A 26,032-nucleotide genomic window follows, 5' to 3' on the forward strand; every position below is an offset into this window, starting at 1 on the left:
GTGTCGGCCGGAGCCGCGCGGCCCGCCCGGGCACGCGTCGGCCGATCCCGACCCTTGCGAAGCCGCACATGAGGACTTACTCTGCCATCACGGCGAGACGATCCCGTTCCGTCTCGCGGTGACCTCGCGATTCATCGGCTCAGCGAATCCACCCACGATCTCCTGACGGCCCTGAGGCGACACGCCCACAGCACGGGGTCCCCCGGCGAACCACACCGCGGCGGGCGACGTCCACGACGGAGCGACGAACAATGGGAGACCCGACATGACAGGGCTCGAGGACACTCGAACGAGCACCACCGACCGGCAACTGCGACGAGGGACGATCGGCGTCGTCGGAATGCTGTTCATGGTCATCGCGGGGACGGCGCCGCTGACCGCGATGGCATCGAACTTCGCGCTGAGCATCGGGATCGGCGCGGGAATCGGAACGCTCGGCTGGATCCTCGTGGTGGCGGCGCTCCTGTTCGTGTTCACCGCCGGCTACGTCGTCCTGAGCAGGCATGTCGTCAACGCCGGGGCGTACTTCGCCTTCATGGCGTACGGGCTGGGCCGTACGGTCGGGGCCGCGACGGCGTTCATAGCCGGCATCGCCTACAACATGGCCACCATCGCGATGGTCGCCGCGACCGGATACTTCGCCAAAGTCACGGTCAGCCAGTACCTGAGCCTCGACCTCGCCTGGTACTGGTACACGCTCGCCGCCCTCGCCGTGGTCTGGGCGGCCGGCCACTTCGGGGTGTCGATCGCAGCACGACTCGCGACCGCGATCTGCATCGCCCAGTTCGCACTGGTCGGCGCGCTGATCATCGCGGTGCTGCTGCGCCGGTCCGGCTCCTTCACCCTGGACGGCCTCTCACCGGACTCGATGTTCAGCGGGAACTTCGCACTCACCCTGGTCTTCTGCCTGCTCTCGTTCGCGAGCTACGAGGCCGCCGCCATCTACGGCGAGGAGTGCGAGGCGCCGGCCAAGAGCATCCGCACGGCGACCTACCTGGCACTCGGACTGCTGGTCGCCCTGTTCTTCGTCGCGACGTGGAGCTTCATCGCGGCATTCGACGACGTGACCGCGCTGGCCGCGGCCGACCCCGGAGCGCTCGTCACAGCCGCCGCCGACGAGTATCTGGGCGAGTGGGCGGGGTCGCTCATCGCGGTGTGCATCGTGCTCAGCTTCCTGGCCGCGGCGACCGCATTCCACAACATGGCGGCGCGCTACCACTTCTCTCTGTCGAGAGCGGGACTGCTTCCCACCCGCCTCGCACGCATCCATCACCGGTACGGCACGCCCGCGAACGCCACGCAACTGCAGGTCGTGCTGTCCCTGTCCGTCATAGCGCTGTTCGCGGTGGCCGGGCTGGACCCCCTGCTCAATCTCTTCCCGACGGTTTCCGGCGTCACCTCGCTCGCCACCATCTATGTGATGGCCGGGTGCTGCCTGAGCGTCATCGTGTCCTCTCTGCGCGGCACCGTGTCCGGCTCGATGTGGTCGACCAGGATCGCACCGGCCATCGCCGGCACCGGACTTCTCATCGTCGGCGGAATCATCGTGGCCAATTACGAGGACGTCACCGGAAGCGACTCCCCGTACATCGTCGCGATGCCGCTGATCCTCGTCGTCGGCGCCGCGTACGGAGCGTTCGCCATACGCCGCAGCCCTGACATCAGGCTGGAGAACTACCTCACCGAATAGCCGTGCCCGGTCCAGCCCTCTCACGAAGTCGACACCGATAGGACGATAGACAGTGACCACCATTCCTTCAGCGCTGCGGGGCAAGACCGCCGTCGTCACAGGGGCCAGCTCGGGTATCGGTGCGCAGATCGCGCGAGAGATGCACGCCGCCGGCGCGAATGTGCTCCTGGTGGGGCGCGACGCATCACGTCTGGATTCCTGCGCCCGTTCGATCTCCGGCGATCGCGACGCCGTCGGCCATCTGAGCGTCGACGTGACCGGCGCTTCGGCGCCGGACGAGATCGTCGATCATGCCGTCAAGAAGTTCGGCGGGATCGATGTCCTGGTCAACGCCGCGGGCATCTTCACCCCGACACCCTTCGGTGAGACGACGGACCAGATCCTCGACGAGCAGTGGAACGTGAACGTGCGGGCCCCGTTCCGGCTGGCCCGCACCGCCGTCACCCGCATGAACGAGGGCGCTTCGATCATCTTCGTATCGTCCATCTGCGGCTACGCCGGATTCCCCAACTCCAGCGCGTACTGTGCGACCAAGGGCGCGGTCGAACTGCTGGTCAAGGCGCTCACCGCGGAGCTGTCCCCCCGCGGCATCCGCGTCAACGCGGTCGCGCCGGGCAACGTCCGTACCAGTATCAACGCGCACCTCTTCGCCGACCCGGCGTACGAGCGGCAGATGCTCGACGCGACGCCGGCCGGACGTATCGGCGAGGTTCAGGACATAGCGCCCGCGGTCGTTTTCCTGGCCTCCCCGGCTGCCTCCTACATCCACGGTTCGAGCCTCCTCATCGACGGCGGATGGATCGCGAACTGAACGTGGAAGACACCGCACATCCGCCGACCGGCCTGGCAGCGCTCCTTGCCCGCGAGTACGGGCTCGAAGGGGCCTGGGATCGCCTGGGTTCCGAGCGCGACGACACGTTCCGGCTTCGCGCGGCCGATGAGGCGTTCCTGGTCAAGGTGAGCCCGCCGGCTGAGCCGTTCGAGTCGATCGACCTGCAGATCTCGGCGATCACACACCTCGCTCGCACGACCTGTCTGCCGGTTCCCCGGATCCGCCGCACGCTCGGCCGGGCACCGGCCACGATCCTGCCGGCGGCGGGTGACGATCAGCCGGCCCGGATCGTCCATGTCATGCGGTTCCTTCCGGGGAGCGACCTCGCTTCGCATCGAATGACCTTCGGTCAGGCGGAGCGCGTGGGCGAGGTCCACGGCGAGGTCACGCGGGCACTCGCGCGCTTTCATCACACTCGGGAGCGACGGCGCCTCATCTGGGACCTGGCGGAATTGCCGGCGTTGGCGGAACTGGCCGATGGGCTGGCGGATCGGGCTCATCGGGAGCTGGCGCGTCGGGTCATGCGGTGCTTCGAGTGCACGGTCATGCCGCTCGCGAACGAATTCGCCCGGCAGGTCGTTCATGGGGATTTCAGCGTGTACAACGTTCTCGCCGATCCGTCGACCCCCGGATTCGTCACGGGTGTCGTCGACTTCGGCGACCTGCACCACGGGCCCGTGGTCTTCGATCTGGCCATCGCGCTGTCCAATCTGCTCGACCACCGCATGGCCGATCCTTGGTCGGCGGGAGCACGGCATGTCACCGGATTCCTCAAAGTGCGGCCACTGCCACGGCACCACCGCGAGGCGCTCGCGGTGGCGGCGGTGGCGCGCAGCCTCCAGCGCGCCTTGCTCTCGGAGTCGCGTGCACAGAATGACCCGGTTCGGGCCGAGTACGTCCTGGGACACGCACGCAGCGACTGGCCCAACATCGAAGCCGGGCTGGAGACCATCGAAATCGCGACGGCTCATTTCTCAAATGCTGGCTCGCGCGAGTGTCGGACACAGTCGTACGGAGAATCGAGATGACGTCGTCATCCGGGCGCAACCACGCCGTCAGCCCCGTCGGAATGGTCAACGGCTTCCAGGCCGCGGACCGGGCCGGGCAACCGCCGGACATCATCAGCATGCTCGATCGCCGCAGCGACCTGCTCGGCCCCGGCTACCAACTCTTCTACGCCGACCCGATCGAGGTGTCACACGCACGAGATGTGTTCCTGTACGGCCGGGACGGCATCGAGTACCTCGACGCGTACAACAATGTCGCGCAGATCGGGCACTGCCATCCGAAGGTCGTGGAGGCCGTGTCGCGGCAACTCGGCATCCTGAACACGAATACGCGATACCTGCAGAGCAGGATCCTGGAAACGTCCGAGGAGCTTCTGGCGACGTTTCCCGGCGCGCTGAATCGCGTCACGTACACGTGCAGCGGCTCGGAAGCGAACGATCTCGCCGTGCGCATCGCCAACTACCACACCGGCGCCACGGGGTTGATCGCAACAAAACACGCATATCATGGCGTCACGTCCGGCGTCGCGGCGTTCTCTCCCTCTCTCGGCACCGGCTCGCCGCCGAGTTCCCATGTACGGCTCATCGACCCGCCCGATCCTCGGCTCGTCGGCGGCGACGAGAGTCTGGAGGACGTCCTCCGGGCGAACACGCGTATGGCAGCCGAGGACCTGCACCGTCACGGACATGGCGTGAGCGCGTTCATCGCCGACAGCGTCTTCTCGTCCGACGGCGTGTTCACCCATCCGACGCCCACGCTGGGGGCGATCGCCGACGAGGTGCGCCGGGCCGGCGGCCTCGTCATCGCCGACGAGGTGCAAGCGGGGTTCGGCCGCACCGGGGACGGCTGGTGGGGTTTCCAGCGCCACCGGTTCGAGCCGGACATCGTCACGCTCGGCAAGCCCATGGGAAACGGGTATCCCGTTGCCGGCGTCGTGTTGCGCGAGGAAGTGGGACGCGAGTTCGCGGCGGCGGTGCGATATTTCAACACCTTCGGCGGAAGCACCGCGGCAATGGCGGCCACAGGGGCGGTGCTGGCCGTCATCAAAGAAGAAGACCTCGTTGACCGTGCGCGGACGATCGGCGACTACCTGCGTCGATCCCTGCGGGAATCCCTCACCGACATCGGCGCCGTCGCCCAAGTACGAGGCGTCGGAATGTTCTACGGAATAGAGATCTGCGGTCCTGATGGGCCTTCGGCCGCCGACGCCGATATCGCGCGGACGGTCGTCAACGAGGTACGACGCGACGGCGTGCTCATCTCGGCATCAGGACCGGGCGGAAACGTCCTCAAGATCCGCCCCCCGCTGACGTTCCGGCGCGGCCATGTCGACCGGCTCGTCGGCACGCTCACCTCGGTTCTGCGGCGCACACCGTCCGCCGCGGCGACACACGGAGGTCGCTGATGACCGCACACCGAATAGATGTCAATGCCGACGCGGGTGAGAGCTACGGGCGATGGCACCTGGGCGAGGACGCACATCTGTTCCGGTACGTGTCGAGCACCAATATCGCATGCGGATTTCACGCGGGTGATCCCACGACGATGCACGCCGCCGTTCGGGCGGCGAGGGACGCGGGGGTCGCCGTGGGCGCGCACCCCGGATACCCCGACAAACTCGGGTTCGGCCGCAGGGCCATGGCCGTCTCCATCGAGGAGACGACCGACTATGTCGTCTACCAGGTCGGGTCCCTGGCAGCGATCGCGGCGACCGAAGGCGTACGGTTGCGCCACCTCAAACCGCACGGCGCCCTCATGGGAGCGGTCTGCCGGAATCCGGACCTGGCCACCGCCATCGCCGCGGCGGTCCACCGCGCGGGGCTGGACCTCCCGTTGATGCTGGCCCCGTCCCCGGCCCTCGACGCGGTCGAAGCGGCCGGTCACCCCGTCATCCCCGAGAACGCGGTCGACCTCGGCTTCGACGACGACGGGCTCAACATCATCGAGCCCCGGCCCGCGGCCAAAGACCCGGACCGCGTGGCCCAGATCGCGCTCGCGGCCGCCGCGGGCCACGCCGTCACGACGACAGGCCGGACCATTCCGATGCCCGTCCGGTCGATCTGCGTTCACGGCGACCGCCCCAACGCCGTCGACATCGCCGCGGCCGTCCACCGCCGGCTCACCGAGGCGGGCATCACCGTTCAGCCGGCGACCGCAGATGCGTCGGCCAGGTGACGCATGGATGCATCGGCCATTTATCACCCGTTCCCGGATGGCAGCCGCGCGAGCTTCGGCGGTGACGAGTACATCTTCGTCGAGATCGCTGAGGCGATGAGCCTGGAGGCGGCACTGCGCGTACAGGCGATCGTCGCGCGAATCGCGGAACTCGGAATGCTCGGCATCGTCGACATCGCGCCGGCGAACACGAGTTACATGATTCGCCTGGATCCGGATGTCTCGCATCCACGGGACGTGTTGGCGGCCGTCAGCGAGTTGCACGGTCATGATGACGGCTCGGATCCGAGCGTCACGACGCAGATCGTTGAAGTACCCGTGTACTACGACGATCCATGGACGAAAGACGTATGCCTGCGATTCCGCTCCGGGCATCAGTCGCCGTCGGAGACCGATATCGAGTTCGTGGCCCGGATCAACGGCTTCGGCAGCATCCGGGACCTTGTCGACGCACACACCCGCGCGCCGTTCATCGTGACCTTTCCATGCTTCAAGCCGGGCAACGCCGAGTCGTACCAGCTCGTCGCCCGTGATCGGCAGATCGAAGCGCCCAAGTACCTGAGCCCGCGTACCGAGACGCCCTCTCGTGCGGTGGCGCACGGCGGCGCGTTCAGCGTGATCTATCCGGTGGACGGGGTCGGTGGTTACCAGCTACTGGGGCGTTCCGCCGTTCCCGTCGTCGACCTGTACCAGCGGTCCCGGGAGTTCACGTCGTCGCGGGTGCTCAGTCCCATATCGACGCTGATCCAGTTCCGGTCGATCGATCGCACGGAATATGACGACATTCAGCACCGGGTCGAATGCGACCGCTATGCCGTCAAGCGTCACCCGGTGGAGTTCTCGCTGGAGAAGTTCACCGCGGCGCCGTGCGAGTACGCACAGTCTTTGAAGGGACTGGTGTCGTGATATCGGTCGTTACCCCGGGGCTGCACACCACCATCCAGGATCTCGGCCGGCCCGGCCACTTCGCCATGGGCCTGCCGCCGTCCGGCGCGCTGGACCAGTTCTCACATCGGTGCGCCAACCTGCTGGTCGGCAACTCGGCCGGCGCGGCGACGCTCGAGTCGACGATGACCGGGCCGGCACTCCACTTCAAGGAGGCCTCCCTGATCGCCGTGACGGGCGGGGACGTCGACATCTCTATCGACGATCACCCGGTGGAGGCCTGGACCAGCCACGCCGTATCCCCCGAGCAGGTCGTCAGAATCGGAATCCTCCGAACCGGCGCCCGAGCGTACCTGGCGATCCGCGGCGGCATAGACTCTCCGCCTTTCCTGGAAAGTCGCTCGACCTATACCTCTTCGAGAATCGGCGGCCTGTCCGGAGAACCGCTCAAGGCAGGCGACATTCTGCGATCGGGCCGCGAGACTTCGGCACCGGGCCGGATCGGGGCATCGATCGACCGGCGGCTGCGTCCGGCGCTGAGCGCACAGACCGGCGTTCGTGTCGTCGAAGGGCTCTGCAATTATCGCTTCACCCGTGAATCCCTCCATGAATTCTTCACCGAGACGTTCACGGTCACCTCGGTGTCCGACCGCACCGGATACCGTCTCGATGGCCCTCGTCTCTCGTTCGTGGAACGTGCACAGCCGTTCGGGGCGGGCGACAACCCCAGCAACGTCGTGGATCTCGGATACCCCGTCGGTTCGATCCAAGCACCGAACGGAGACCAGGCCATCTGCCTCATGCGGGATGCCGTCACCGGCGGCGGCTACGCGACGCTGGGCACCGTCATCTCCTCCGACATCGACCGGCTCGCGCAACTGAAAGCCCCTGACCTCATCCGCTTCGAATCCGTCGATCTCGACGCCGCCGTCGCGGCGCGGAAAGAGTATCGCCGACGACTGCGCGACGCCGCGACCAATGTCAACCTATTGTTCATGTTCTGACAGCGCGGAGCGAAAATGACATCACCAGAAGCACTCGACGAACGGATCGACAATTTTCTGCGGGCGTATCCGGTGAGCCGAACAGACGACCGCCGGTTTCGCGAGGCCCGTTTCGACGCGGGACTGGCGATGGTTCACTTCGACCCCGGCCTCGGCGGCCTCGGACTGGCTCCGAGCCTTCAGCCGATGGTCGACGCCCGATTCCGGGAGGCCGGCTGCGCCGACTGGCGCGACCGCAATCTCATCGGACTGGGCATGGCCGCCCCCACCATTCATGCGCATGGCACGGCCGCCCAGAAACGGCTGCTTCGGCCGCTCTTCAGCGGCGAGCACGTCTGGTGCCAGCTGTTCTCCGAGCCGGAGGCGGGATCTGACTTGGCGGCGATGGCCACCCGCGCGGTGCGCGATGGTGACGGCTGGATCGTTTCCGGCCAGAAGGTATGGACGAGCTTGGGGCACGTTGCACGCTACGGGCTGCTCCTGGCCCGCACCGATCCCACGCTGCCGAAACACCGAGGACTGACCTACTTCCTGCTCGACATGTCCCTTCCGGGCGTCGACGTGCGGGCCCTTCGCCAACTGACGGGGGAGGCGGAGTTCAACGAGGTCTACCTCACCGACGTCCGGGTGCCTGACACGGCGCGCCTGGGCGCGGTCGGCAGCGGGTGGACGGTCGCGCTCACGACTTTGTCCAACGAACGATCCACTCTCGGTGACGTGGTCGCCGACCGGGGGACCGGCCCGATCGGTCAGGCGGTCGCCCTCTACCGGCAGGCGATCGACGGCGGCGGATACGTCGAGCCGGAGCTTTACGACCGGCTCATCCGACTGTGGTGCCGTACCGAGACGAATCGCCTGATGAGCGCCCACATGGGGCGCTCCCGTTCGGATCTCGCCGCGGGGCCGGATGGATCCGTGGTCAAACTGCAGATGGCGGAATTGAACCAGGCCGTCTACGACCTCTGCATCGACCTGATGGGCCTGGACGGAGTGCTGTACGACAGCTTCGCGCTGACCCGGCCCGGGCATTCCACGGTCCACGGAAGCTCGGACCCGCGACGCGCCTTCCTGCGAAGCCTCGCCAATTCGATCGAGGGCGGGACGTCGGAGATCCAGCGCACCGTGATCGGCGAACGCGTCCTGGGTCTTCCTCCGGAACCCCGCGTGGACAAGAACCGCCCATGGACGGACGTGCCGCGCGGATAGAGGAGCAGGAAGAATGAACACCTACTCACACGACGGCGACATCGATACCGCCGCCCGCCGCCCGAGCGTTTCCGACGAGGAACGCGCGGAACTACGGGCGTCGGTGCGCGACTTCTTCGTGAAACATACTTCTCCCTCTCAGATCGTCTACTGGCTCGAGACCGATCCGGGCTACGACCCGGCGGTGCTCACCGCGATCTACACGCAACTGGCATTGCCCGCCATTCGGATTCCCGAACGCTTCGGCGGCATGGGCTACGGCTGGCAGGAGCTCGGCGTGGTGCTCGAGGAGACCGGCAGGGCGCTGACCGGCGTGCCGTTTCTGTCCGGGCAGATAGCCGCCGCGGCGTTGCTGGAACTGGGTGACGAGGAAGGCCGGTCGCAGGTTCTTTCCGGACTGGCCTCCGGGGCGAATCGCTGCACCGTCGCCGGACTGTCAGAGCGCGGACCGCTGTCGTTCGGGGTACGCGCCGAGCCCGCGGAATCGCCCGGGGTGTCTTGGTCGCTGAACGGCACCGCGCGCTTCGTCATCGACGGAGCCGGCGCCGACACGATCCTCGTCCTGGCCGAGACGCGGTCGGGGCCCGCGCTTTTCCTGCCCGCTTCCCCGGCACCTGGCATGCTGCGTGAACCGCTGGTGACGATGGACATGACCCGTCCCATGGCGGACATCGAGTTCAACGCGGTGCCGGCCGTCCCGCTCGGCGAGGTCTCCCCCGGCATGGAGGGCGCCGAGAGGCTGTCCCTGTGCGCCGCGCTCCTGCTGTCCGCGGAGCAGCTCGGCGGGGCGCGAGGCGCCCTCGAGACGACTGTCGATCACCTCCGTCAGCGGGTGCAGTTCGGACGCCCCCTGGGATCCTTCCAGGCGCTCAAGCATCGCTGCGCCGATCTCCTCGTGGCGGTGCGAGGCGCCGAGGCCGTCCTGGCGGAGGCGCTGACGGCCGCCGAGGCCGGCTCGACCGAACTGCCCGTCCTGGCTCACCTGGCCGCCGCGGTCTGCTCCGACACCTACGTCGAGGTCGCCCGGGCGATGATCCAGGTGCACGGTGGAATCGGCTTCACGTGGGAACACATCGCCCACGTCCATCTGAAACGAGCGAAGACCTCTCAGCTCATGTTCGGCACGCCCGCGGAACATCGCGGGCGGCTGGCCCAAATCCTCGGTCTGCCGGCTCCTTCCACGCGACCGTGGCGCGAAATCGGCCGGGCCGGGCCCGGGCGTGCCACGACTGACGGTCCGGCCCGAAGACACGACCGATGAATCAGGAGGACCCATGGCCACCATCCCTGACGAGGCAAGGCACCTCTTCGAAGGCAGGGACTTCGCCCACGTGGCGACGGTCAACCCGAACGGCTCGACGCAGGTGTCGCCGGTATGGATCGCTCTCGACGGCGACCTCGTCGTCTTCAACACGAACGAGGGCCTCGTCAAGACGAAGAACCTGCGAAACAACCCGGACGTCGCGATCTCGATGATCAGCCACGCGAATCCCTACGAGAGCCTGCTCATCCAGGGCAAGGTCGTCGAGATGACCGGCGAGGGCGCCGAAGAGGGCATCGACGCGCTCGCCAAGCGCTACCTCGGCGTCGACTCATTCCCCTTCCGCAGGCCCGGCGACGTGCGGGTGATCGTGAAGATCCGGCCGGAGAAAGTTCACCACAGAGGAAAAGAAGAAGGAGTGGACACCATGCCCGAGCACGACGACTCCGCGGCGCGACTGCGGCAGCAGACGCTTGAGCTGCACCGCGGTCATTTGCGCAACCTGCTCGACAAGAACATGGAGGCATGGGTCGACGCCTTTGCGGACGACGCGGTCTTCGAGCTGCCTTTCGCGCCGCCGAACTACCCCCAGCGGCTCGTGGGTAAGACCGCGATCTGGGAGTACGTCAAGGACTACCCGAAGCGCATTGATCTCCAGGGCTTCGCGGAGGTGATCGAGCACCCGACGACCGAACCGGGAGTGCTCGTGGTCGAGGCCCAGGTGGAGGGACGGGTGATCGCCACGGGTAAGCCCTACCGCGTGCGATACGTCTGGGTGGTCACGGTCGAGGAAGGAAAGATCGTGAAGCAGCGCGACTACTGGAACCCGCTTGCGGTGCTCGAGGCGCTGGGGGGCGAGAAGAACATGCGCGACACCTTCAACGTCGAGGAGCGATGAACGCACGACGACTCCGCCTCAGCCAGCCGACCGGCCCGGGGCCGGTCGTGCCGGCCTGAGTTACGAGGACGGGCTCGCGAAGACGGGCATCACCTGGTCGTGGACCAGTCGCAACTGGTCGCGCATGGTGGCGACACCGGGAAGCTCCATCCCGGAGAACGCCTTGACCAGCGCCGCGTCCGTGATGGCGAGGACGAGATGGTTCACGCCGGTCGACGCGATCTCGGTCTTGATCTTCTCGGCGCATTCCTCCGGGGTGCCCGCGACCGAGAGCTTGTCGGCCAGTTCCGGCGGCGTCAGCTCGAACGCGCGGTCCACCCGGCCTTCGCCGACGGCGGCGATGATGTCGGTCAGGTCGGCCGGGTCCACATCGTTGCGTGCCAGCTGTTCGGCGGGCATCGACGATGCGTACAGGCCCACCATCGCGCGGGCGGCGTCCTTGGCGGCGCGGGAGTCGGGGCCGGTCGAGAAGACGATCCAGGCGCCCAGGTCCAGCGAGTCGGCGTCACGGCCCGCGCGCTCGGCTCCGATGCGAACGTTCTCCACCATGTACTCGTAGGCTCGTCTGGTGTAGCTCAGCGCGTGGTGGACACCGTCGGTCAGCTCGCCGGCCGCCTGGAACGACTTCGGGCCGCGCATCGCGCCCAGCTTCACGGGGACGTGTTCCTGCACCGGCCGCGCGAAGGTGAACAGACCGTTGTAGGAGAAGAACTCGCCGTCGTAGTTGATCGCGCCTTCGTCCAGGACGGTGCGCACGACGTGGTGCGCCTCCTTCAGGCGGGACAGCGGCTTCGTCTTCGCCCAGTCGATGCCGTACTGAGCCAACAGACCGAAGTTGCCCGAGCCGAGCACGCACTCGGCGCGGCCTCCGGTCAGCTCGTCGAGCGTCGCCGTCGCCTGGGCGATCAGGGACGGTTCGCGCAGGGTAACCGCCGACAGGCTCGGGCCGAAGCGGATGTTCTCCGTCTTGTCCGCCGCCGCGGCGAACAGCAGCCACAGATCCTTGTGCCACGTCTCGTCGGCCGCGTAGCAGCCGTAGTAGCCGAGCTCGTCGGCGAGCTTGATGGACTCGATCGTGTCGTCGAGCGGATAGTCGGGCAACATCACGAAGCTGAACCGCATGGGGCGCTCCTTTCGAAGCGAAGCGACTAGACGTCCAGGTTGGACATGACGTGCTTGATCCGGGTGTAGTCCTCGATGCCGTACATCGACAGGTCCTTGCCGTAGCCGGAGTGCTTGAAGCCGCCGTGCGGCATCTCCGCCACCAGTGGGATGTGCGTGTTGATCCACACGCAGCCGAAGTCGAGCTCCCGCGACATCCGCATGGCCCGGCCGTGGTCTCGTGTCCACACCGACGACGCGAGCCCGTACTCCACGCCGTTCGCCCACCGCAGCGCCTCGGCCTCGTCGGTGAACCGCTGCACGCTGATCACCGGGCCGAACACCTCCTGCTGCACCATCTCGTCGTCCTGCCGCAGGCCGGACACCACCGTCGGGGCGTAGAAGAAGCCCTGTGAGCCGACGCGTCCGCCCCCCGCGGCGACCGACGCGTGGTCGGGCAGCCGGTCGACGAAGCCGCTGACCTTCGCCAGCTGGTCGGCGTTGTTCAGCGGGCCGTAGTCGCCGTCGGCACCGGTCGAGGTGCCGGCGGCCTGCTCGGTGAGCGCGGCGACGAGGTCGTCGTGGACGCCCGGCGCGGCCAGCACCCGGCTCGCGGCCGTGCAGTCCTGCCCGGCGTTGAAGTACCCGGCCTCGGCGACGGCCTCCGCGGTGGCGGCGATGTCGGCGTCGTCGAACACGATGACCGGCGCCTTGCCGCCCAGTTCGAGGTGCACCCGCTTCAGGTCGCCGGCCGCCGCGGCGGCCACCTCGCGCCCGGCGCGCACCGAGCCGGTGATCGACGCCATCGCCGGGATCTCGTGCGAGATCAGCGCGGCTCCGGTCTCCCGGTCACCGCAGATCACGTTGAACACTCCGGGCGGGAGGAACTCCGCGGCCAGCTCCGCGAGGAACACCGTCGACACGGGCGTCGTGTCGGACGGCTTGAGCACCACCGTGTTCCCGGCCGCGAGCGCCGGCCCGAACTTCCACAGCGCCATCAGCGCGGGGTAGTTCCACGGTGTCACCTGCGCGCACACCCCGACCGGCTCACGCCGGATCCACGAGGTGTGCCCGCGCATGTACTCCCCCGCCGACCTGCCCTCCAGCACCCGCGCGCCGCCCGCGAAGAACCGGAGCTGGTCGAGCAGCATCGGCAGCTCCTCCTGCCGGGTCAGCTCCAGCGGCTTGCCGGTGTTCTCGCACTCCAGCGCCAGCAGTTCGTCCGCGCGCTCCTCGATCCGGTCGGCGAGGCGCAGCAGCGCCAGTTGCCGCTCGGCGGGTGTGGTGTCCCGCCACGAGGCGAACGCGTCCCGCGCGGCGGTCAGCGCCCGGTCGACGTCGGCCGGCGAGGACACCGGCGCGGACGCGAACACCGCGCCCGTGGCAGGATCGACCAGCTCGGCCGTGCGGCCGTCGGCCGCGTCCACGTAGGACCCGCCGACGAAGTTCTGCACCTTCTTCATCCGTCCTCCCGGGATATCGCGTCGCCTGCGGTCGCCGTGCTGTACCGGTACGGCCGCAAGGTCATCATCAGCAGCAGTCCTGCTCCTGCGACGACGACGCCGGACAGGAGCACGAGGTAGTCGTCGTACCAGGGCGCGCCCTCGGTGCGCGGCCACACCATGTTCACGATCGCCGCGACCCCGTAGAGCAGAGCGCCGGCGTTCACCGCGAACCCCCAGCGCCCCAGTGTGAACGACCCCGCGGGCCGCCAGCCCTTGAGCCGCGCGCGCAGCGCGGCGAGGACGACCATCTGGAAGCCGAGGTAGATGCCGAGCACCGCGAAGGAGACGATCTTCGTGACGGCGTCCTCGGAGAACCCGGACACCAGCACCACCACCGCGGGCACGACGGCCGCGACCAGGAGCGCGTACGGCGGCACGCCCCGCTGGTGGGAGAACCGGGCGAGCAGGCCGCTGCCGGGCAGCATCCGGTCGCGGCCGTAGGAGTAGAGCAGCCGCGACGCCGCCGCCTGCAGGCTCATCGCGCACGACAGGAACGACACCAGCACGACGACCAGCACCACCTTGGCACCGAACGAACCGAACGCCGTGGTGAGCACACCGCCGACCGGGTCGGCGTCCGCGCCGGAGATCACCGCGCCGAAGTCCGGTACCGCGAGCACCAGCGCGAGGCACACGAACGTCGCCGCCGCGCCGCCGACGTAGATCGTCATCCGCATGGCCTTCGGGATGCGCCGGCCGGCGTCCGGCACTTCCTCGGCGACGTCCCCGCACGCCTCGAAGCCGTAGTACTGGAAGATCCCGATCAGGCCCGCCGCGAGGAAGGCGGCCAGGTAGGAGCCTTCCGGCGCGGCGCCGAAGCCGTCGAACAGCACTCCGAGGCCATGCCGCCGCTCGGCGATCAGCAGCCACCCGCCGACCGCGAGTGCGCCGAGGATCTCCGTCCCGAACCCGATCATCGCCGCCATGCCGAGGACGCGGGTGCCGCCCAGGTTGATCACCGTGGCCAGGGCGACCATGACCAGCGCGCAGACGGTGGTCGTGGTCGCCGACACCGAAAGGTCCAGCAAGGACGCCAGGTAGGGCCCGGAGCCGTAGACCACCGACGCGATCGTGACCAGCAGCGCGATCGCGTACACCCACCCGGTCATCCAGGCCCATTTCTGGCCCCACAACCGCCGCGCCCACGGGTAGATCCCGCCGGCGATCGGGTACTGCGAGACGATCTCGCCGAATATCAGCGCGACGAGAAGCTGGCCCAGGCCGACGATGACGAGGCTCCAGATCATCGGCGGGCCCGCGGCGGCCAGCGAGACCGCGAACAGCGTGTAGATGCCGACGACCGGCGACAGGTAGGTGAAGCCGAGCGAGAAGTTCGCCCACAGGCTCATGTCCCGGCGGAACTCCGAGGTGTAGCCGAGGTCGGCGAGTTGCCTGGCGTCGACGTCCGCGGAGTGGCCTGCGCCGGCGGTCGTATCGGTCACCGGCCGTCCTCCGCTTCGAGCTCGTCGAGCAACTCCTGTCCGGAGAGGACGGTGCCTGCCCAGTGCCGGTGCATCCATTCGAGATGGTCACCGCGGCTCGCCGCGATGCGCAGCGTGTCCCAGTTGGGGAAGAGCTGCTGTGCGACGTGGACGGTCATGAGCCTCGGATCCACCTCGAAGATGTGCTCGAAGCGCTCCACGGCGACATCGCTGACCTGCCTGGCCGACGGCGGCGTGTGCTGCTCGTCGTAGCGGTACCCGTTCATGGCGTTTCCTCGTAGGCGCGCTGCAGCCCGTACTTGCCGGGGTTCATGATGTTGTTGGGGTCCAGCGCCTTCTTGACCTGGAGCATCACGTCGTAGCCGCCGCCCAGTTCCATCGGGACGAGGTCGACCTCGCCCTCGCGGCACGAGCCGTGGCACGCGCTGATCGAGCCGCCGTGGCGCAGGGAGATCTCCGCGATGTCCCGCTTGGCGTCCACCCACGCGGCCCATGCCGCGTCGTCGAGCTCCTGCTCCCAGATGCCCACGTCGATCTCCGTGAGGTAGTCGACGCCGGTGTCCGCGCTGGTGTAGAAGAACATCCCCCAGTCGTCGAAGACCGGGTGCCGCTCGCGCAGCCGGGCGATGATGTCGTGCCAGTGCACCCGGACCTCGGGCAGGTCGGTGTAGGCGATCGCGGCGTCCTCGCAGTGCCACGACATCGGCACGACCTGCCCGGCCTCGGTCCTCCCGTGCAGCGGGGTCGCGTACCGGTCGTGCCTGGCGGCCCAGTCGCCCTGGGAGATCTCGTCTCCCAGGTAGCGCGCACCCGCGTCGCGCGCGACGCGCATCAACCGCTTGCCGCCCGCACGCACCTCGTCCTCGTTGCCGTACGCGGCGGCGCACACGAGCGCCCGCAGGTCGGCGGGCTGCGGGATGTAGGCCTCGTCGTCGCGGCGGAGGTAGTCGACCTTCCACTCGTCGAACAGGACGGCGCCCGCGAACGTCGCCACCCCGGCGCGAGCGAGCCGCCCGACGCAGGCGTAGGCCGAGTCGAAGTCGGCGAACGCCCAGAACGGCGAGAACTCCGCCTCCGGCTTGGGATACAGCTTCAGGGTCGCCTCGGTCGCGATGCCCAGGGTGCCCTGGTGGCCCATGAACAGGTGCTTGAGCTGGTAGCCGCTGGAACTCTTGGACACCTTGCGCCCGCCGCCGTCGCCGACCCGGATGACCCTCCCGGTCGGGAGCACCATCTCGAAGCTCAGCACCAGGTCCCTGGTGTGCCCGTACCGTGAGCCGACGAGCGACCAGCCGCTGGTGCCGATCCGCCCGCCGACGAGCGAGCACGGGTAGGAGGCGGGGTCGTCGGGGTAGATCAGGCCGTGCCGGGCCAGGACCTCGTTGAGCTTGAGCATGTTGATGCCGGGTCCGACCGTGCAGGTCCGGTTGTCGAGGTCGATCTCCTTGATCTCGTTCATCCGCTTGACGTCCACGACGATGCCGCGCCGCTCCGGCACCGCCCCGTCGGTCAGCCCGGTGCCGCCGTCCCTCGGCACGATGGGGATCCGGTGCGCGTTCGCGATCCGCACCACCTCGGCGACCTGCTCGGTCGTGGCCGGCATGACGACCAGGTCCGGGATCCGCTCGCGCCACCGGTGCACGGGGAACGGCGCGGGCACGCGGGCCCGGTTCATCCGCGCGGTCTTGGAGGTCAGCACGTACTCGCCGCCCAGGGCGTCGACCAGCTCGCCGAGCACCCGGTCGGACAGCTGTGCGGTCTGCTGCGCGGTCATCGGCCCGTGCTCCCGCCCACCTCGATGCCGCAGGATTCGGCAAGGAGCTCGTGGAGGTCGACGACGTCGATGGCGCGTTCCGCGCCCGCCTCGGCGAGCGGCCGTTCGGACCATGGGCAGGCCGAGACGAGCGTGTCGACCTCGAGCTCGGCGGCCTTGTCCAGGCGGGCGGCGCTGATCTTCGCGGTGAGCTCCGGCTTCTCGATCGGGAGCCCGCCCCCGGCGCCGGAGCAGTAGGACCACTGGGTGACGCGGTCGACGTCGTGGAAGGTCAGCCCGGGGATCGCGCGCAGGATCTGCCGCGGCTCCTGCCAGACCCCCTTGCGCTTGTTGAGCCGGCACGGGTCGTGGTAGGTGATCGTGCGCTCGATCGGCACGGTCGGGGTCAGCCTGCCCTCGGCGACGAACCGAGCGAGCAGCTCGACGACGAGGACGATCTCGATGTCGAAGTCGGCGCCGAAGTAGCCCGGGTAGTCCTCGGTGAACGTGATGTAGTCGTGCGGGTCGAGCACCAGCACCCGCCGGACGCCGCTCGCGCGCCAGTCCGCGAGGTTGTGCTCGGCGAAGCGCCGCGACTGGTCGCGGTAGCCCATCTCGGCCGCGGGTCCGCCGCAGCACCACTGCTCGCTCATGAGCCCGAAGTCGTAGCCCGCGCGCTGGAGCAGCTGGGCGACCGCGCGCGGCACCGAGGTCCGGTAAAATGCGGCCTCGCAGTCGACGAAGAGGATCGTCTCGCCGCCGATCGGGAGTTCGAGGCCGTGTGCCCAGTCGCGGACATGGTCCTGGCTGACCGGGACCTCGCCGAGGACGGGTTCGTGGGTGCGCTCGTCGGTGCGCTCGTTCCAGCGCCGGTAGCCGGGCTGGTGGACGTCGTTGTCCACGGCCAGCGCGCGCATCTGTTTGACGAGGTCGACGGTGCGAGTGCGGAAGCGGTAGAAGTCGCCGGTGAACAGGGTGTTGGGGCAGCGCAGCTCGCAGGCGCCGCACTGGGTGCAGTTGACGTAGTCCTCGGCCACGTCCTCGACGGTCAGCTCGCCCTGCTCCATCGCGACGACGTTGGCGTGGAAGGCGGTCGGGGTCCACGATTCGTTGCGTGTCACCTGCATGACCGGGCAGACCTCACGGCAGAACTTGTGGCCGGAGGAGAAGCAGTTGTAGGCCGCGTTGCGCCAGTCGGACAGGAACTCCATGGTCACCGGCGCGTGATCCGAGGAGGTGGACTCTGGTTCCGTCATGTTTCCCTCCGCATGTGACCGCGGTCACGGTAGACCTTAAAATATAACTCTATATTTCAAATGACAACACCCAGTGATCTGCGGGCTAGGCTCCGTGGGGGTCCCTGGGGAGGAGAGACGCAGGTGACGGACGTCGGTGCTCGGTATGTCGTCTTCGCGCCGCTGCAGGACGGCGGCCGGGCAGAGGTCATCGCCCGGCGGATCAGCGAGGCCATCGGCCTGGGTCTGATCGCCGACGGCGAGCAGCTGCCGACCGAGCTGGAGCTGGCCGCCTCGCTGAACGTCTCGACCGTGACCCTCCGCGAAGCGCTGATGCTGCTCCGCCAGCGCGGCCTGGTCGAGACGCGGCGCGGCCGCGGCGGCGGCTCGTTCGTCCGCGCCCCCGTCGACGCGTCGGTGTCCCGCCTTCGCGACACGCTGCGGGAGACCGGCGTCCACGAGCTGCGCGAGATCGGCGACCACCTGCTGGCGGTGTCCGCCACCGCCGCGCGGCTGGCCGCGTCACGCGCGTCCGCCGACCAGATCGCCGTCCTCAACGGGCTGGTGGACCAACTGGCCGTCGCGGAGAAGGCGGGCGAACGGCGCCGCGCCGACGGCCGCTTCCACATCGAGGTCGCCGCGGCCGCCCAGTCCACTCGCCTGACCCGCCAGTCGATCGACCTGCAGGGCGAGATCGGCGAGCTGCTGTGGATCCCGCTGGGCGAGGCCGTCGAGCGCGACGAGCGGGTGACCCAGCATCGTGCCGTCGTCGCCGCGATCGAGGCGAGGGACGGCCATCGCGCGCGCCTGCTGGTCGAGGAGCACGTGGAGCTGGCCATTTCGAGGTTGATCGAGTTCCACCTGCAGCTGGTGCGTTAGAGCTGGTGCATTAGAGTGAAGCCCGACGTCGACCGTGGAGCAGCCATGGAAGCGATCACGTACACCGGTGACACCGCCGCCTCGGTGGAGGCCCTGGTCCGGGACACGTTCGACGGCATAGACACTCTCCGGTCACTGACGGCCGACGTTCACCGCCGAGTCGTGACCGAGGGCCGCGCCCCGACCACGTCGGACATGGCGTCCATCCGCCCCACGGTGCTCGAGCACCTGTCGAGCCGGCGCCTGTGCGCGGGCACCGGCGTGATCGCGGCGCCCGGAACGCTGGCCGACCAGCCGAGGTGGCTCGAGTGGTGGCGCAGGCCCGCCGCGGCCGGCGACCTGTTCCCCCTCGCGGTCGACCTGGACCCGAACAACATCGGCAGCTACGAGTACCCACTGGCACCGTGGTTCGACGTCCCGTACCGGACCGGCCGCAGGGTCGTGGTCGGCCCGTACGTGGACTACGCGGGCACCGACGAGTACATCCTCACGTTCTCCGCCCCCATCACGAGCGACGCGGGCTTCTTCGGCGTAGCGGCGGCCGACATCCGCGCGACGGACTTCGAACGCGCGATGCTCCCCGTCCTCAACACCGAGGGTCCCGCCACCCTCCTGATCAACTCGACGGGCCGCGTCCTGGCCTCGAACACCCCGGCGACCATCGTGGGCTCGATCACCCGCCCCGACGACCTCCCCCGCCGCGAACTTCCACCCGGCCCCGACTGGGCGGACTGCGTGGGGCTCCCCTGGTTCCTCGTCCGCAGCTAGGTTCGTCGATCAGATCGCATGACCGATCTGGCAACACCGTCATCCCACTCTCAGAGCGCCATTCGGCGGTGGACGTCTTCGACTGCGAGCCGGCCCCCGGCAGGGCCCCAGATGCGCCCGGAAGGGGGGCTCCCGGATGAACCCGCCGAACAGTTCGCGCTGTGAGATCCCGCTCATCCGGCGCAACGCGAGGGTGGTCGGGCCTTCGGCGGGGGCCGCGTGCAGGCATTCCTGCCGCGTCAGTTCCTGGGTTCGGCGAGGGCCGTGTCCGATCAGCGCGTCGGCGGTGGCGCAGGCCATCGGCGGCGGTCCGGCCAGCTGGTTCGCGAGCCGCCGGACAGCCCTGCGGGCACCGTGGACCGCCGCCGCTCCAGGACACGCCACGGTCGCGGGACCCTCATCCCCGCCCGATATGGACCTTCGGCCCCCGGTCTACAGGACGTCGGACGGTACCCCCGAGCATCCCCTTGAGAAACGCTGGATGGCGGACGCACCCCGACGGGCCTTTGCTTCCAGCCTGCGGGGGACACAGGGGCGCCATTGCACGAAAGGAGGGGAACGGCGTCATGAGACCGTCGAAAACCTGGGCGCACGTGAATCGTCGCCGCCGCGGCTGGGGTTTCGACAGAAATGACCTTCGCCGTGATGTCGACCGGTCGACGCCATCGTGGTAGAGGTCAGACCGTTGCACCGCGGCCGGGAAGTCACAGTGGGCTGGACCGACCCGGACGGGACGCCGCACAAGGGCCGCTTCACCACCTGGCGCGGGGTGAACCTGGGCGACCGACCCGAGGTCTGGGTCGGCGCGGGAGCAGTAGGTGAGCATCCACCACGCACACACGCCCGAACGGTCGGCGACGCGGCGGCGGTCGGGGCCTCGACCGTGGCGGCGACGGGCCTGCCACTACTGGGGCTGTACCTGCTGCTGCGCCATCACTGCGATCGGTGCCGCTACCGGCTGTGGGACGAGGCCTGGGCCGGCTTCGACCACCGCCGCATCGGCCCCTGACACCCGACGCGTCATCACACCCGCAGCCGCCAGGGTCGTCACTCACCGCTTAGGACGTCCCTCACTGACCGCCGCCGACCGCGTAGGCGGCGTGCCGCATGGCCGAGGCGCAACACCATCTGCGGATGCGCGCAGACCAGGTCGCGGCGTACCGCCGCCCGCAGGTAGGGCAGTTCCAGCGGCTGCGTGTGAAAGGCCGCGCTCACCTCCAGCGTCGCCGCATGCAGCAGCACATGCTGGAGCGCCTGACCCGCGAGCAGCCAGTCCGTCCGCCTGTCCTGCCGGGTGGTCAGCACCGCCACCGTCCCCGCGACGCCAGGGGCGACTTCGGGATCGGTGTCCAAGCCGGCCGCACGATGTCGCGTCCTCCATGGCACCTCGGCGCCGGAGTCTCGCGAGAGGAAACCCTGGCCGTCCGCCGGGACCGGGTAGGGGCCGGGCGCGAGACCGTCAGGCCGCCCGCTGCCCGGCGAGGCCGCCCATGTTCCCAGCTCGGAGACGATGCGAGGGTCACGGCGTTGCGCCGCCTCGGCGGCCCGGACATGCTCGGCCAACTGCCGCCGCTGTGCCTCGTCCGGGACGACGCGCAGGCTTGCGCCCTCGTGCCGGGCGATTCCGGCCAGCACGGTCGGCAGCATGGGCGGCAGCGGCGTTGTCAGGAACGGCCCGCGGTGCGTGTGACGGAGCCGAATCGTCCGATACAGAAGTTCCTCGTACGGCCGCGGCGCCGCTCTGGTCCCCCAGGTGATCCGGGCCAGCAGGTCCTGGTGCGCAGGGTTGGGCAGGAGCGCCACTCTCGGGGTGAAGCCGAGGTGGCGGACGGCCAGCCGCGCATTGAACAGGGCCGCACCGCAACTGATCACCATCTCGCGCCCGGCCGGATCGCCCATCGGCAGCAGACGCGCTCGGTCGGCCCAAAGCTCCAGCCCATCGGCACAGCCGACGAACCGCCACGGCTGGGTGTTGTGGATGGACGGGGCCAGGATCGCCGCTCGGACGACGAAACGCGCCGCCAGATCAGTCCGTTCATATCCGAAAGCCTTGGCGGGCTTGTCCCGTCGCCCCGCCGCAGGCCGTGTGGCGTCGACCATCTCGATGACCTCCAGCCGTTGGTCCGGCACCTTCAGCCTGCCGGGCGGCTGCCAAGGCGGCATCGTGCCCAAGGTCCTCTCTGCCAGGACCTTCGGGCCTCTAGCCCGCGCTTCCTGGCCGCCTCCGTGGCGTGGCGGCGGATCTGGCACAGGAAGGTGCCCCAGGAAGAGTGGAGCGTGCCCGCCAAGTCATCGCCCGACCTGGCCGGTGCCCGCCTATGGGCCCGGATAGAGCACGTGACCCAGCGTCGGGCGGCCGGACTCATCACGACGCCACGTCAGCCGGCTAAGCCTGCCAGTGGTCTGGGTGTGTTGTTCACCCGTGCTGCTGGCCGCCGGAGGCTCCGTGGGGCCGGCACGGTCTCAACGTACGGTCCTTTGCCCTCTCACGTTGGGACCTTCGTCCCTGTGGCGCTCTGCCGGATGACCGGAAGTCTGGCGGTGACAGCGGCAGCATGTGGAGGAAGGCCATGCCTCACCCGTTTGCGACGCGCGCGGGGGTCCGGCGGCTGGTGACCGCGGCCATCGCGGCTCCGTCCGTGCACAACACCCAGCCGTGGCGCTTCCGGCTCAACGGTGCGGCGGCCCTGGAATTGCACGCCGACCTGGACCGCAGGCTGACCGTCATCGACCCATGCGGCCGAGCCCTCCACATCAGTTGCGGGGCCGCCCTGCTGAATCTGCGGCTGGCGCTTCGCGTGACCGGTCATCAGCCGCAGATCGAGCTCTTCCCGAAAGCTCTGGGTAAGCCGACGCTGCTGGCGTCCGTCCATGCCGTGGACGCGCCCAAGCCGTCGCGGGAACAGGCGGAGCTGTACGCGGCCATCCCGCATCGGCGTACCAACCGGCATCCCTTCAGCAAGCGCCTGGTGCCGCGACCGGTCCGCTGGGAGCTCCAGTCCGCCGCGCTAACCGAGGGAGCGGTGCTGAACCTGCCGGGCCCGCAGACCACCGCCTACCTGCTCAGCCTGGTCGCCGCCGCGGACGAGCGGCTGGCCTCCACTGACGAGTACGTCGCCGAGCTGGCCCGGTGGACGCCGGACCGCACCCGCGGGGACGGCGTCCCCTGGTACGCCTTCGGGCCTCGCCCCAGCGGGCGCGGCGTGCCCATGCGGGACTTCGGGCTCGCCGGGCCGATGTCCGGACGGAAGGTCGACGACTTCGCCGCCCGGCCACAGCTCGGCGTCCTGCTCACCAAGGGCGATGGTCCGGCGGACTGGCTGCGGGCCGGGCAGGCGCTGCAGCGGGTTCTGCTCACCGCCGAGCGGCGCGGTGTGTCGGCCTCGTTGCTGTCCCAGCCCCTGGACCTGCGTAACAGTGCGCGTACCGACACGGCCGGGCAATCGCACGGCCACATCCAGGCGATCATCCGGTTCGGCTACGGGCCGCCGGTGCCCGGTACGCCGCGCCGACCGTTCCCCGAAGTCCTGACCCGTGCCTGACAGCGCACGGCACCCGAAGAGCCACGCAAACTCACGTCGCAGAAAGAAGAGGCCGTGACCGACCGCTGTGACCATCCGCCACTCGTCTCCTCGTGTTCCGGCTGTTCCAGCCGCGTACAGATGACGAACTGGCCGGCAATCCAGAACGTCCGCCCGCCACGCCGGAAAGTCCGCGGTGCCGGGCTCGACCTGTTGAGCTGGGCGGCGACGGCTCGGGACCGGCATGTCTGAGCCCTCGCTCCCTCACATCGTCCAAGGCGGAATGGGCGCGGGTGTGTCGGGATGGCGGCTGGCAGGCGCCGTGGCCCGGACCGGCCAGCTCGGTGTGGTCTCCGGCGTGGCACTCGACGCCCTGCTGGCACGCGGGCTCCAGGCCGGCGACAAGGGCGGCGACCTGCGGCGCGCGCTCGCCGCCTTCCCGCTGCCGGACGTGACCGAGCGGATCCTGCGGCGCTATTACGTCCCGGGCGGGATCGAGCCGGGCCGGCGCTTCCGTCCCATACCGAAGCTCGGTCTGAACCCGAACAGGAACCGTGACGAACTAACCGTCGCAGGGAACTTCGCCGAGGTCTGGTTGGCCAAGCAGGGACACGATGGCCCGATCGGAATCAACTATCTGGAGAAGATCCAGCTCGCGACGCCTGCGGCCGCCTACGGGGCGATGCTGGCCGGGGTGGACTACATCCTGATGGGGGCGGGCATCCCCAGCGAGATCCCCGCGCTCCTGGACTCGCTGGCCGCCGGCTCCCCCGGCCGCCTGACGATCACGGTCGCCGGCGCCGACGATGGCCGCACCCTCACGTTCGATCCGGCGTCGCTCGCCGGTCCGGCGCGGGCGCGGCCGCGCTTGCTCGCCATCGTCTCCTCATCCGTCCTGGCCATGTATCTGCACCGGACACCGGCCACCCGCCCGGACGGGTTCGTCCTGGAGACGGCGATCGCAGGCGGGCACAGCGCGCCGCCCCGCGGACGCATGCGCCTGGACGACGGCGGCGAGCCGATCTACGGGCATCGGGACCGGATCGATCCCGCGAAGGTCGGCGCGCTCGGCCTGCCATTCTGGGTGGCCGGAGGATACGCACGGCCCGGCACGCTGGCTGAGGCGCGCTCGGCCGGTGCCACGGGCATCCAGGCCGGCAGCATCTTCGCGCTGTCCCGGGAGTCCGGTCTCGACGCTGACCTGCGGCGGCGGCTCATCCGGCGGGCTCTGGACGGCACCCTGCGGATCCGCAACGATCCCCACGCTTCCCCGACCGGGTTCCCGTTCAAGGTCGCCGTGCTGCCGGGAACCCTGTCGGAGGACGAGGTCTACGACAAGCGGTCCAGGCTGTGCGACATGAGCTATCTGCGGACTCCGTATCTCAGAGAGAACGGCGCGATCGGTTACCGGTGCCCGGCCGAACCCGTCGATGCTCACGTCCGGAAGGGCGGGACCCGCGAGGACACCGTCGGCCGCCGCTGCCTGTGCAACGCGCTCGTCGCCAACATCGGCCATCCGCAGCATCGACCGGACGGCTACGTCGAACCGCCCCTCCTGACGCTCGGCCAGGACCTCGGGTTCCTGCCCGAGCTCGTTCACAAGGTCGGCGACGACTACTCCGCCGCCGACGCCGTCGACTACCTGCTGGGCCTATGAAACAGATCCGCAGCCCCCGCCACGACCCCGCCGACCGGCCGCTCATCGTGATCTGGGAGGCCACTCAGGCGTGCCCGCTGGCCTGCCGGCACTGCCGCGCCGAGGCCCGGCCCGACCGCGATCCGGGCGAGCTCACCACCGTCGAGGCCTGCGGCCTGATGGCCCAGGTGGCCGAGTTCGGGTCCCCGCCGCCGCTGTTCGTCATCACCGGCGGCGACCCGTTCCAGCGGCCGGACCTGTTCGAACTGGTCCGGCACGGCACCCGCCTCGGGCTGCCGGTGGCGGTCTCCCCGTCCGGCACGCCCACGCTCACCAAGGACGGTCTCACCGGACTGAGGGAGGCGGGCGCGCGGGCCGTCTCCCTCAGCCTGGACGGCTCGGACGCGCGCGTCCACGACGCGTTCCGCGCCACGCCCGGCGTCTACCGCTGGACCCTGGACGCCTGGCAGGCCGCCCGCGACCTCGGCCTCAAGGTACAGATCAACACCACTGTCACCGGGCACAACCTGACCGACCTGCCGGAGATCGTCCGCATCGTCCGGCAGATGGGAGCGCTGACCTGGAGCGCGTTCCTGCTCGTCCCGACCGGGCGGGGCAGGCTGCTGCCCGGACTCGACCCCCACCAGGTCGAAGACGTCCTCAACTTCGTCTACGACGCCGGCGCCTTCGTCCCCGCCCGCACCACCGAAGCCCACCACTTTCGCCGTATCGCCATCCAGCGGGCGATCCTGAGCCGTCAGGAGGCCGACCACGTGGCCGTTCTCGGCCTGGGCCCGCTGTACCAGACCCTGCGGCAGCGGCTGACCGAACTCGATCTCCCCCTGCGGCGGGCACGCCGCCCGCCCATGGACGTCAGCTCCGCGCGCGGATTCGCCTTCGTCTCCCACCGGGGCACCGTGCACCCCAGCGGCTTCCTGCCCTCTCCGGCCGGCAACGTCCGCAATGACCGGCTGACCGACATCTACCGGACCTCTCCCCTGTTCACCGGTCTGCGCGACCCCGGCAACCTGACCGGACGATGCGGCGCCTGCGAGTTCAGGACGATCTGCGGCGGCTCTCGGTCACGCGCCCTGGCCACCTCGGGCGACCCGTACGCGGAGGAGCCCTGGTGCGCCTATGAGCCCGGCTCCTTCCCGTATGAAGACGAACTCGCCTCCTACGGCGTGAAAGCGGTCCGCTGATAGGCGCCGGGCAGCGGTGACCACGAGACTT

At 69.2% G+C, this 26,032-nt stretch carries 23 protein-coding genes; 16 read left to right on the forward strand and 7 right to left on the reverse strand.

The annotated features are described in order from the left end of the window. Nucleotides 1-265: 265 nt before the first annotated feature. Genes BM339_RS35630 through BM339_RS50935 form a run of 10 tightly spaced genes read left to right on the forward strand, consistent with a single transcriptional unit; the run spans nt 266 to nt 10,959 of the window. Complete coding sequence (locus BM339_RS35630) at nt 266-1,690, forward strand: APC family permease (protein ID WP_075023740.1); 1,425 nt, start codon at nt 266-268, stop codon at nt 1,688-1,690. A gap of 52 nt (nt 1,691-1,742) precedes the next feature. Next, nucleotides 1,743-2,501: an SDR family NAD(P)-dependent oxidoreductase gene (locus BM339_RS35635; RefSeq protein WP_218163841.1), complete on the forward strand. Its 759-nt coding sequence runs from the start codon at nt 1,743-1,745 to the stop codon at nt 2,499-2,501. After that, on the forward strand, nt 2,486-3,550 hold the full coding sequence (locus BM339_RS35640; protein WP_083598341.1) for a phosphotransferase: 1,065 nt from the start codon (nt 2,486-2,488) through the stop codon (nt 3,548-3,550). The genes BM339_RS35635 and BM339_RS35640 overlap by 16 nt, the downstream gene beginning before the upstream one ends. Then, on the forward strand, nt 3,547-4,935 hold the full coding sequence (locus BM339_RS35645) for an aspartate aminotransferase family protein (RefSeq protein ID WP_218163842.1): 1,389 nt from the start codon (nt 3,547-3,549) through the stop codon (nt 4,933-4,935). Before BM339_RS35640 ends, BM339_RS35645 begins: the two co-directional genes overlap by 4 nt. Continuing rightward, on the forward strand, nt 4,935-5,705 hold the full coding sequence (locus BM339_RS35650; RefSeq protein ID WP_075023742.1) for a LamB/YcsF family protein: 771 nt from the start codon (nt 4,935-4,937) through the stop codon (nt 5,703-5,705). Before BM339_RS35645 ends, BM339_RS35650 begins: the two co-directional genes overlap by 1 nt. A gap of 3 nt (nt 5,706-5,708) precedes the next feature. Beyond that, nucleotides 5,709-6,611 (forward strand): 5-oxoprolinase subunit B family protein, encoded by a 903-nt coding sequence (locus tag BM339_RS35655; protein ID WP_075023743.1) that lies wholly within the window; start codon nt 5,709-5,711, stop codon nt 6,609-6,611. Beyond that, nucleotides 6,608-7,594, forward strand: coding sequence for a 5-oxoprolinase subunit C family protein (locus tag BM339_RS35660; protein ID WP_075023744.1), 987 nt, complete (start codon nt 6,608-6,610; stop codon nt 7,592-7,594). The genes BM339_RS35655 and BM339_RS35660 overlap by 4 nt, the downstream gene beginning before the upstream one ends. Before the next feature lie 15 nt (nt 7,595-7,609). After that, on the forward strand, nt 7,610-8,800 hold the full coding sequence (locus BM339_RS35665; RefSeq protein ID WP_075023745.1) for an acyl-CoA dehydrogenase family protein: 1,191 nt from the start codon (nt 7,610-7,612) through the stop codon (nt 8,798-8,800). Nucleotides 8,801-8,813: 13 nt separating this feature from the next. Next, nucleotides 8,814-10,061 carry an acyl-CoA dehydrogenase family protein gene (locus BM339_RS35670; RefSeq protein ID WP_075023746.1) on the forward strand — a complete coding sequence of 416 codons (1,248 nt, stop codon included), beginning with the start codon at nt 8,814-8,816 and terminating at the stop codon, nt 10,059-10,061. 13 nt (nt 10,062-10,074) lie between these two features. Beyond that, nucleotides 10,075-10,959 (forward strand): TIGR03618 family F420-dependent PPOX class oxidoreductase, encoded by an 885-nt coding sequence (locus BM339_RS50935; RefSeq protein ID WP_021591994.1) that lies wholly within the window; start codon nt 10,075-10,077, stop codon nt 10,957-10,959. 60 nt (nt 10,960-11,019) lie between these two features. Here the strand turns inward: BM339_RS50935 and BM339_RS35685 are convergent, their stop codons facing one another. From BM339_RS35685 to BM339_RS35710, 6 genes are read right to left on the reverse strand one after another with little or no spacing between them, the layout of a single operon-like run. Next, nucleotides 11,020-12,081: an LLM class flavin-dependent oxidoreductase gene (locus BM339_RS35685; protein WP_021591993.1), complete on the reverse strand. Its 1,062-nt coding sequence runs from the start codon at nt 12,079-12,081 to the stop codon at nt 11,020-11,022. Between the two features lie 26 nt (nt 12,082-12,107). Continuing rightward, on the reverse strand, nt 12,108-13,523 hold the full coding sequence (locus BM339_RS35690) for a gamma-aminobutyraldehyde dehydrogenase (RefSeq protein WP_075023747.1): 1,416 nt from the start codon (nt 13,521-13,523) through the stop codon (nt 12,108-12,110). Further along, entirely contained in the window at nt 13,520-15,007 is a 1,488-nt protein-coding gene (locus BM339_RS35695) for an APC family permease (RefSeq protein WP_021591991.1), read from the reverse strand. The genes BM339_RS35690 and BM339_RS35695 overlap by 4 nt, the downstream gene beginning before the upstream one ends. Continuing rightward, nucleotides 15,004-15,273, reverse strand: coding sequence for a hypothetical protein (locus tag BM339_RS35700; RefSeq protein ID WP_021591990.1), 270 nt, complete (start codon nt 15,271-15,273; stop codon nt 15,004-15,006). The genes BM339_RS35695 and BM339_RS35700 overlap by 4 nt, the downstream gene beginning before the upstream one ends. Continuing rightward, nucleotides 15,270-16,781 carry an FAD-binding oxidoreductase gene (locus tag BM339_RS35705; protein WP_075023748.1) on the reverse strand — a complete coding sequence of 504 codons (1,512 nt, stop codon included), beginning with the start codon at nt 16,779-16,781 and terminating at the stop codon, nt 15,270-15,272. The genes BM339_RS35700 and BM339_RS35705 overlap by 4 nt, the downstream gene beginning before the upstream one ends. Then, complete coding sequence (locus BM339_RS35710) at nt 16,778-18,016, reverse strand: (Fe-S)-binding protein (RefSeq protein WP_024934016.1); 1,239 nt, start codon at nt 18,014-18,016, stop codon at nt 16,778-16,780. The genes BM339_RS35705 and BM339_RS35710 overlap by 4 nt, the downstream gene beginning before the upstream one ends. Before the next feature lie 123 nt (nt 18,017-18,139). On the opposite strand from BM339_RS35710, the gene BM339_RS35715 reads away from it, so the two are divergent. The 3 genes from BM339_RS35715 to BM339_RS35730 all read left to right on the forward strand — a co-directional run bounded on the left by BM339_RS35715 (nt 18,140) and on the right by BM339_RS35730 (nt 20,651). Beyond that, nucleotides 18,140-18,874 (forward strand): FadR/GntR family transcriptional regulator, encoded by a 735-nt coding sequence (locus BM339_RS35715; RefSeq protein ID WP_021591987.1) that lies wholly within the window; start codon nt 18,140-18,142, stop codon nt 18,872-18,874. Nucleotides 18,875-18,919: 45 nt separating this feature from the next. After that, nucleotides 18,920-19,642 carry a cache domain-containing protein gene (locus BM339_RS35720; RefSeq protein ID WP_021591986.1) on the forward strand — a complete coding sequence of 241 codons (723 nt, stop codon included), beginning with the start codon at nt 18,920-18,922 and terminating at the stop codon, nt 19,640-19,642. 709 nt (nt 19,643-20,351) lie between these two features. After that, the gene (locus tag BM339_RS35730) at nt 20,352-20,651 is read left to right on the forward strand and encodes a hypothetical protein (RefSeq protein WP_111833361.1); all 300 of its coding nucleotides are present in this window, start codon (nt 20,352-20,354) and stop codon (nt 20,649-20,651) included. A gap of 38 nt (nt 20,652-20,689) precedes the next feature. Here BM339_RS35730 and BM339_RS35735 read toward each other — a convergent pair whose 3' ends face one another. Then, nucleotides 20,690-21,805, reverse strand: coding sequence for an Acg family FMN-binding oxidoreductase (locus BM339_RS35735; protein ID WP_083598342.1), 1,116 nt, complete (start codon nt 21,803-21,805; stop codon nt 20,690-20,692). Nucleotides 21,806-22,212: 407 nt separating this feature from the next. On the opposite strand from BM339_RS35735, the gene BM339_RS35740 reads away from it, so the two are divergent. From BM339_RS35740 to BM339_RS35750, 3 genes are all read left to right on the forward strand, one after another. Continuing rightward, the gene (locus tag BM339_RS35740) at nt 22,213-23,184 is read left to right on the forward strand and encodes an Acg family FMN-binding oxidoreductase (RefSeq protein ID WP_075023751.1); all 972 of its coding nucleotides are present in this window, start codon (nt 22,213-22,215) and stop codon (nt 23,182-23,184) included. A gap of 262 nt (nt 23,185-23,446) precedes the next feature. After that, on the forward strand, nt 23,447-24,820 hold the full coding sequence (locus BM339_RS35745) for a beta/alpha barrel domain-containing protein (RefSeq protein ID WP_256255635.1): 1,374 nt from the start codon (nt 23,447-23,449) through the stop codon (nt 24,818-24,820). Beyond that, complete coding sequence (locus tag BM339_RS35750) at nt 24,817-26,001, forward strand: TIGR04053 family radical SAM/SPASM domain-containing protein (RefSeq protein ID WP_218163843.1); 1,185 nt, start codon at nt 24,817-24,819, stop codon at nt 25,999-26,001. Before BM339_RS35745 ends, BM339_RS35750 begins: the two co-directional genes overlap by 4 nt. The last annotated feature ends 31 nt before the right edge of the window (nt 26,002-26,032 follow it).

It is taken from the genome of Actinomadura madurae (assembly GCF_900115095.1).
GTDB lineage: Bacteria > Actinomycetota > Actinomycetes > Streptosporangiales > Streptosporangiaceae > Spirillospora > Spirillospora madurae.

Bases quoted from the DNA above. Each gene is read 5' to 3' on its own strand.
- BM339_RS35740 (WP_075023751.1), top strand. From the start codon at position 22,213: ATGCCTCACCCGTTTGCGACGCGCGCGGGGGTCCGGCGGCTGGTGACC.
- BM339_RS35655 (WP_075023743.1), top strand. From the start codon at position 5,709: ATGGATGCATCGGCCATTTATCACCCGTTCCCGGATGGCAGCCGCGCG.
- BM339_RS35665 (WP_075023745.1), top strand. From the start codon at position 7,610: ATGACATCACCAGAAGCACTCGACGAACGGATCGACAATTTTCTGCGG.
- BM339_RS35645 (WP_218163842.1), top strand. From the start codon at position 3,547: ATGACGTCGTCATCCGGGCGCAACCACGCCGTCAGCCCCGTCGGAATG.
- BM339_RS35650 (WP_075023742.1), top strand. From the start codon at position 4,935: ATGACCGCACACCGAATAGATGTCAATGCCGACGCGGGTGAGAGCTAC.
- BM339_RS35670 (WP_075023746.1), top strand. From the start codon at position 8,814: ATGAACACCTACTCACACGACGGCGACATCGATACCGCCGCCCGCCGC.
- BM339_RS35700 (WP_021591990.1), bottom strand. From the start codon at position 15,273: ATGAACGGGTACCGCTACGACGAGCAGCACACGCCGCCGTCGGCCAGG.
- BM339_RS35720 (WP_021591986.1), top strand. From the start codon at position 18,920: ATGGAAGCGATCACGTACACCGGTGACACCGCCGCCTCGGTGGAGGCC.
- BM339_RS35640 (WP_083598341.1), top strand. From the start codon at position 2,486: ATGGATCGCGAACTGAACGTGGAAGACACCGCACATCCGCCGACCGGC.
- BM339_RS35705 (WP_075023748.1), bottom strand. From the start codon at position 16,781: ATGACCGCGCAGCAGACCGCACAGCTGTCCGACCGGGTGCTCGGCGAG.
- BM339_RS35745 (WP_256255635.1), top strand. From the start codon at position 23,447: ATGGGCGCGGGTGTGTCGGGATGGCGGCTGGCAGGCGCCGTGGCCCGG.
- BM339_RS50935 (WP_021591994.1), top strand. From the start codon at position 10,075: ATGGCCACCATCCCTGACGAGGCAAGGCACCTCTTCGAAGGCAGGGAC.
- BM339_RS35630 (WP_075023740.1), top strand. From the start codon at position 266: ATGACAGGGCTCGAGGACACTCGAACGAGCACCACCGACCGGCAACTG.
- BM339_RS35735 (WP_083598342.1), bottom strand. From the start codon at position 21,805: ATGCCGCCTTGGCAGCCGCCCGGCAGGCTGAAGGTGCCGGACCAACGG.
- BM339_RS35710 (WP_024934016.1), bottom strand. From the start codon at position 18,016: ATGACGGAACCAGAGTCCACCTCCTCGGATCACGCGCCGGTGACCATG.
- BM339_RS35690 (WP_075023747.1), bottom strand. From the start codon at position 13,523: ATGAAGAAGGTGCAGAACTTCGTCGGCGGGTCCTACGTGGACGCGGCC.
- BM339_RS35685 (WP_021591993.1), bottom strand. From the start codon at position 12,081: ATGCGGTTCAGCTTCGTGATGTTGCCCGACTATCCGCTCGACGACACG.
- BM339_RS35750 (WP_218163843.1), top strand. From the start codon at position 24,817: ATGAAACAGATCCGCAGCCCCCGCCACGACCCCGCCGACCGGCCGCTC.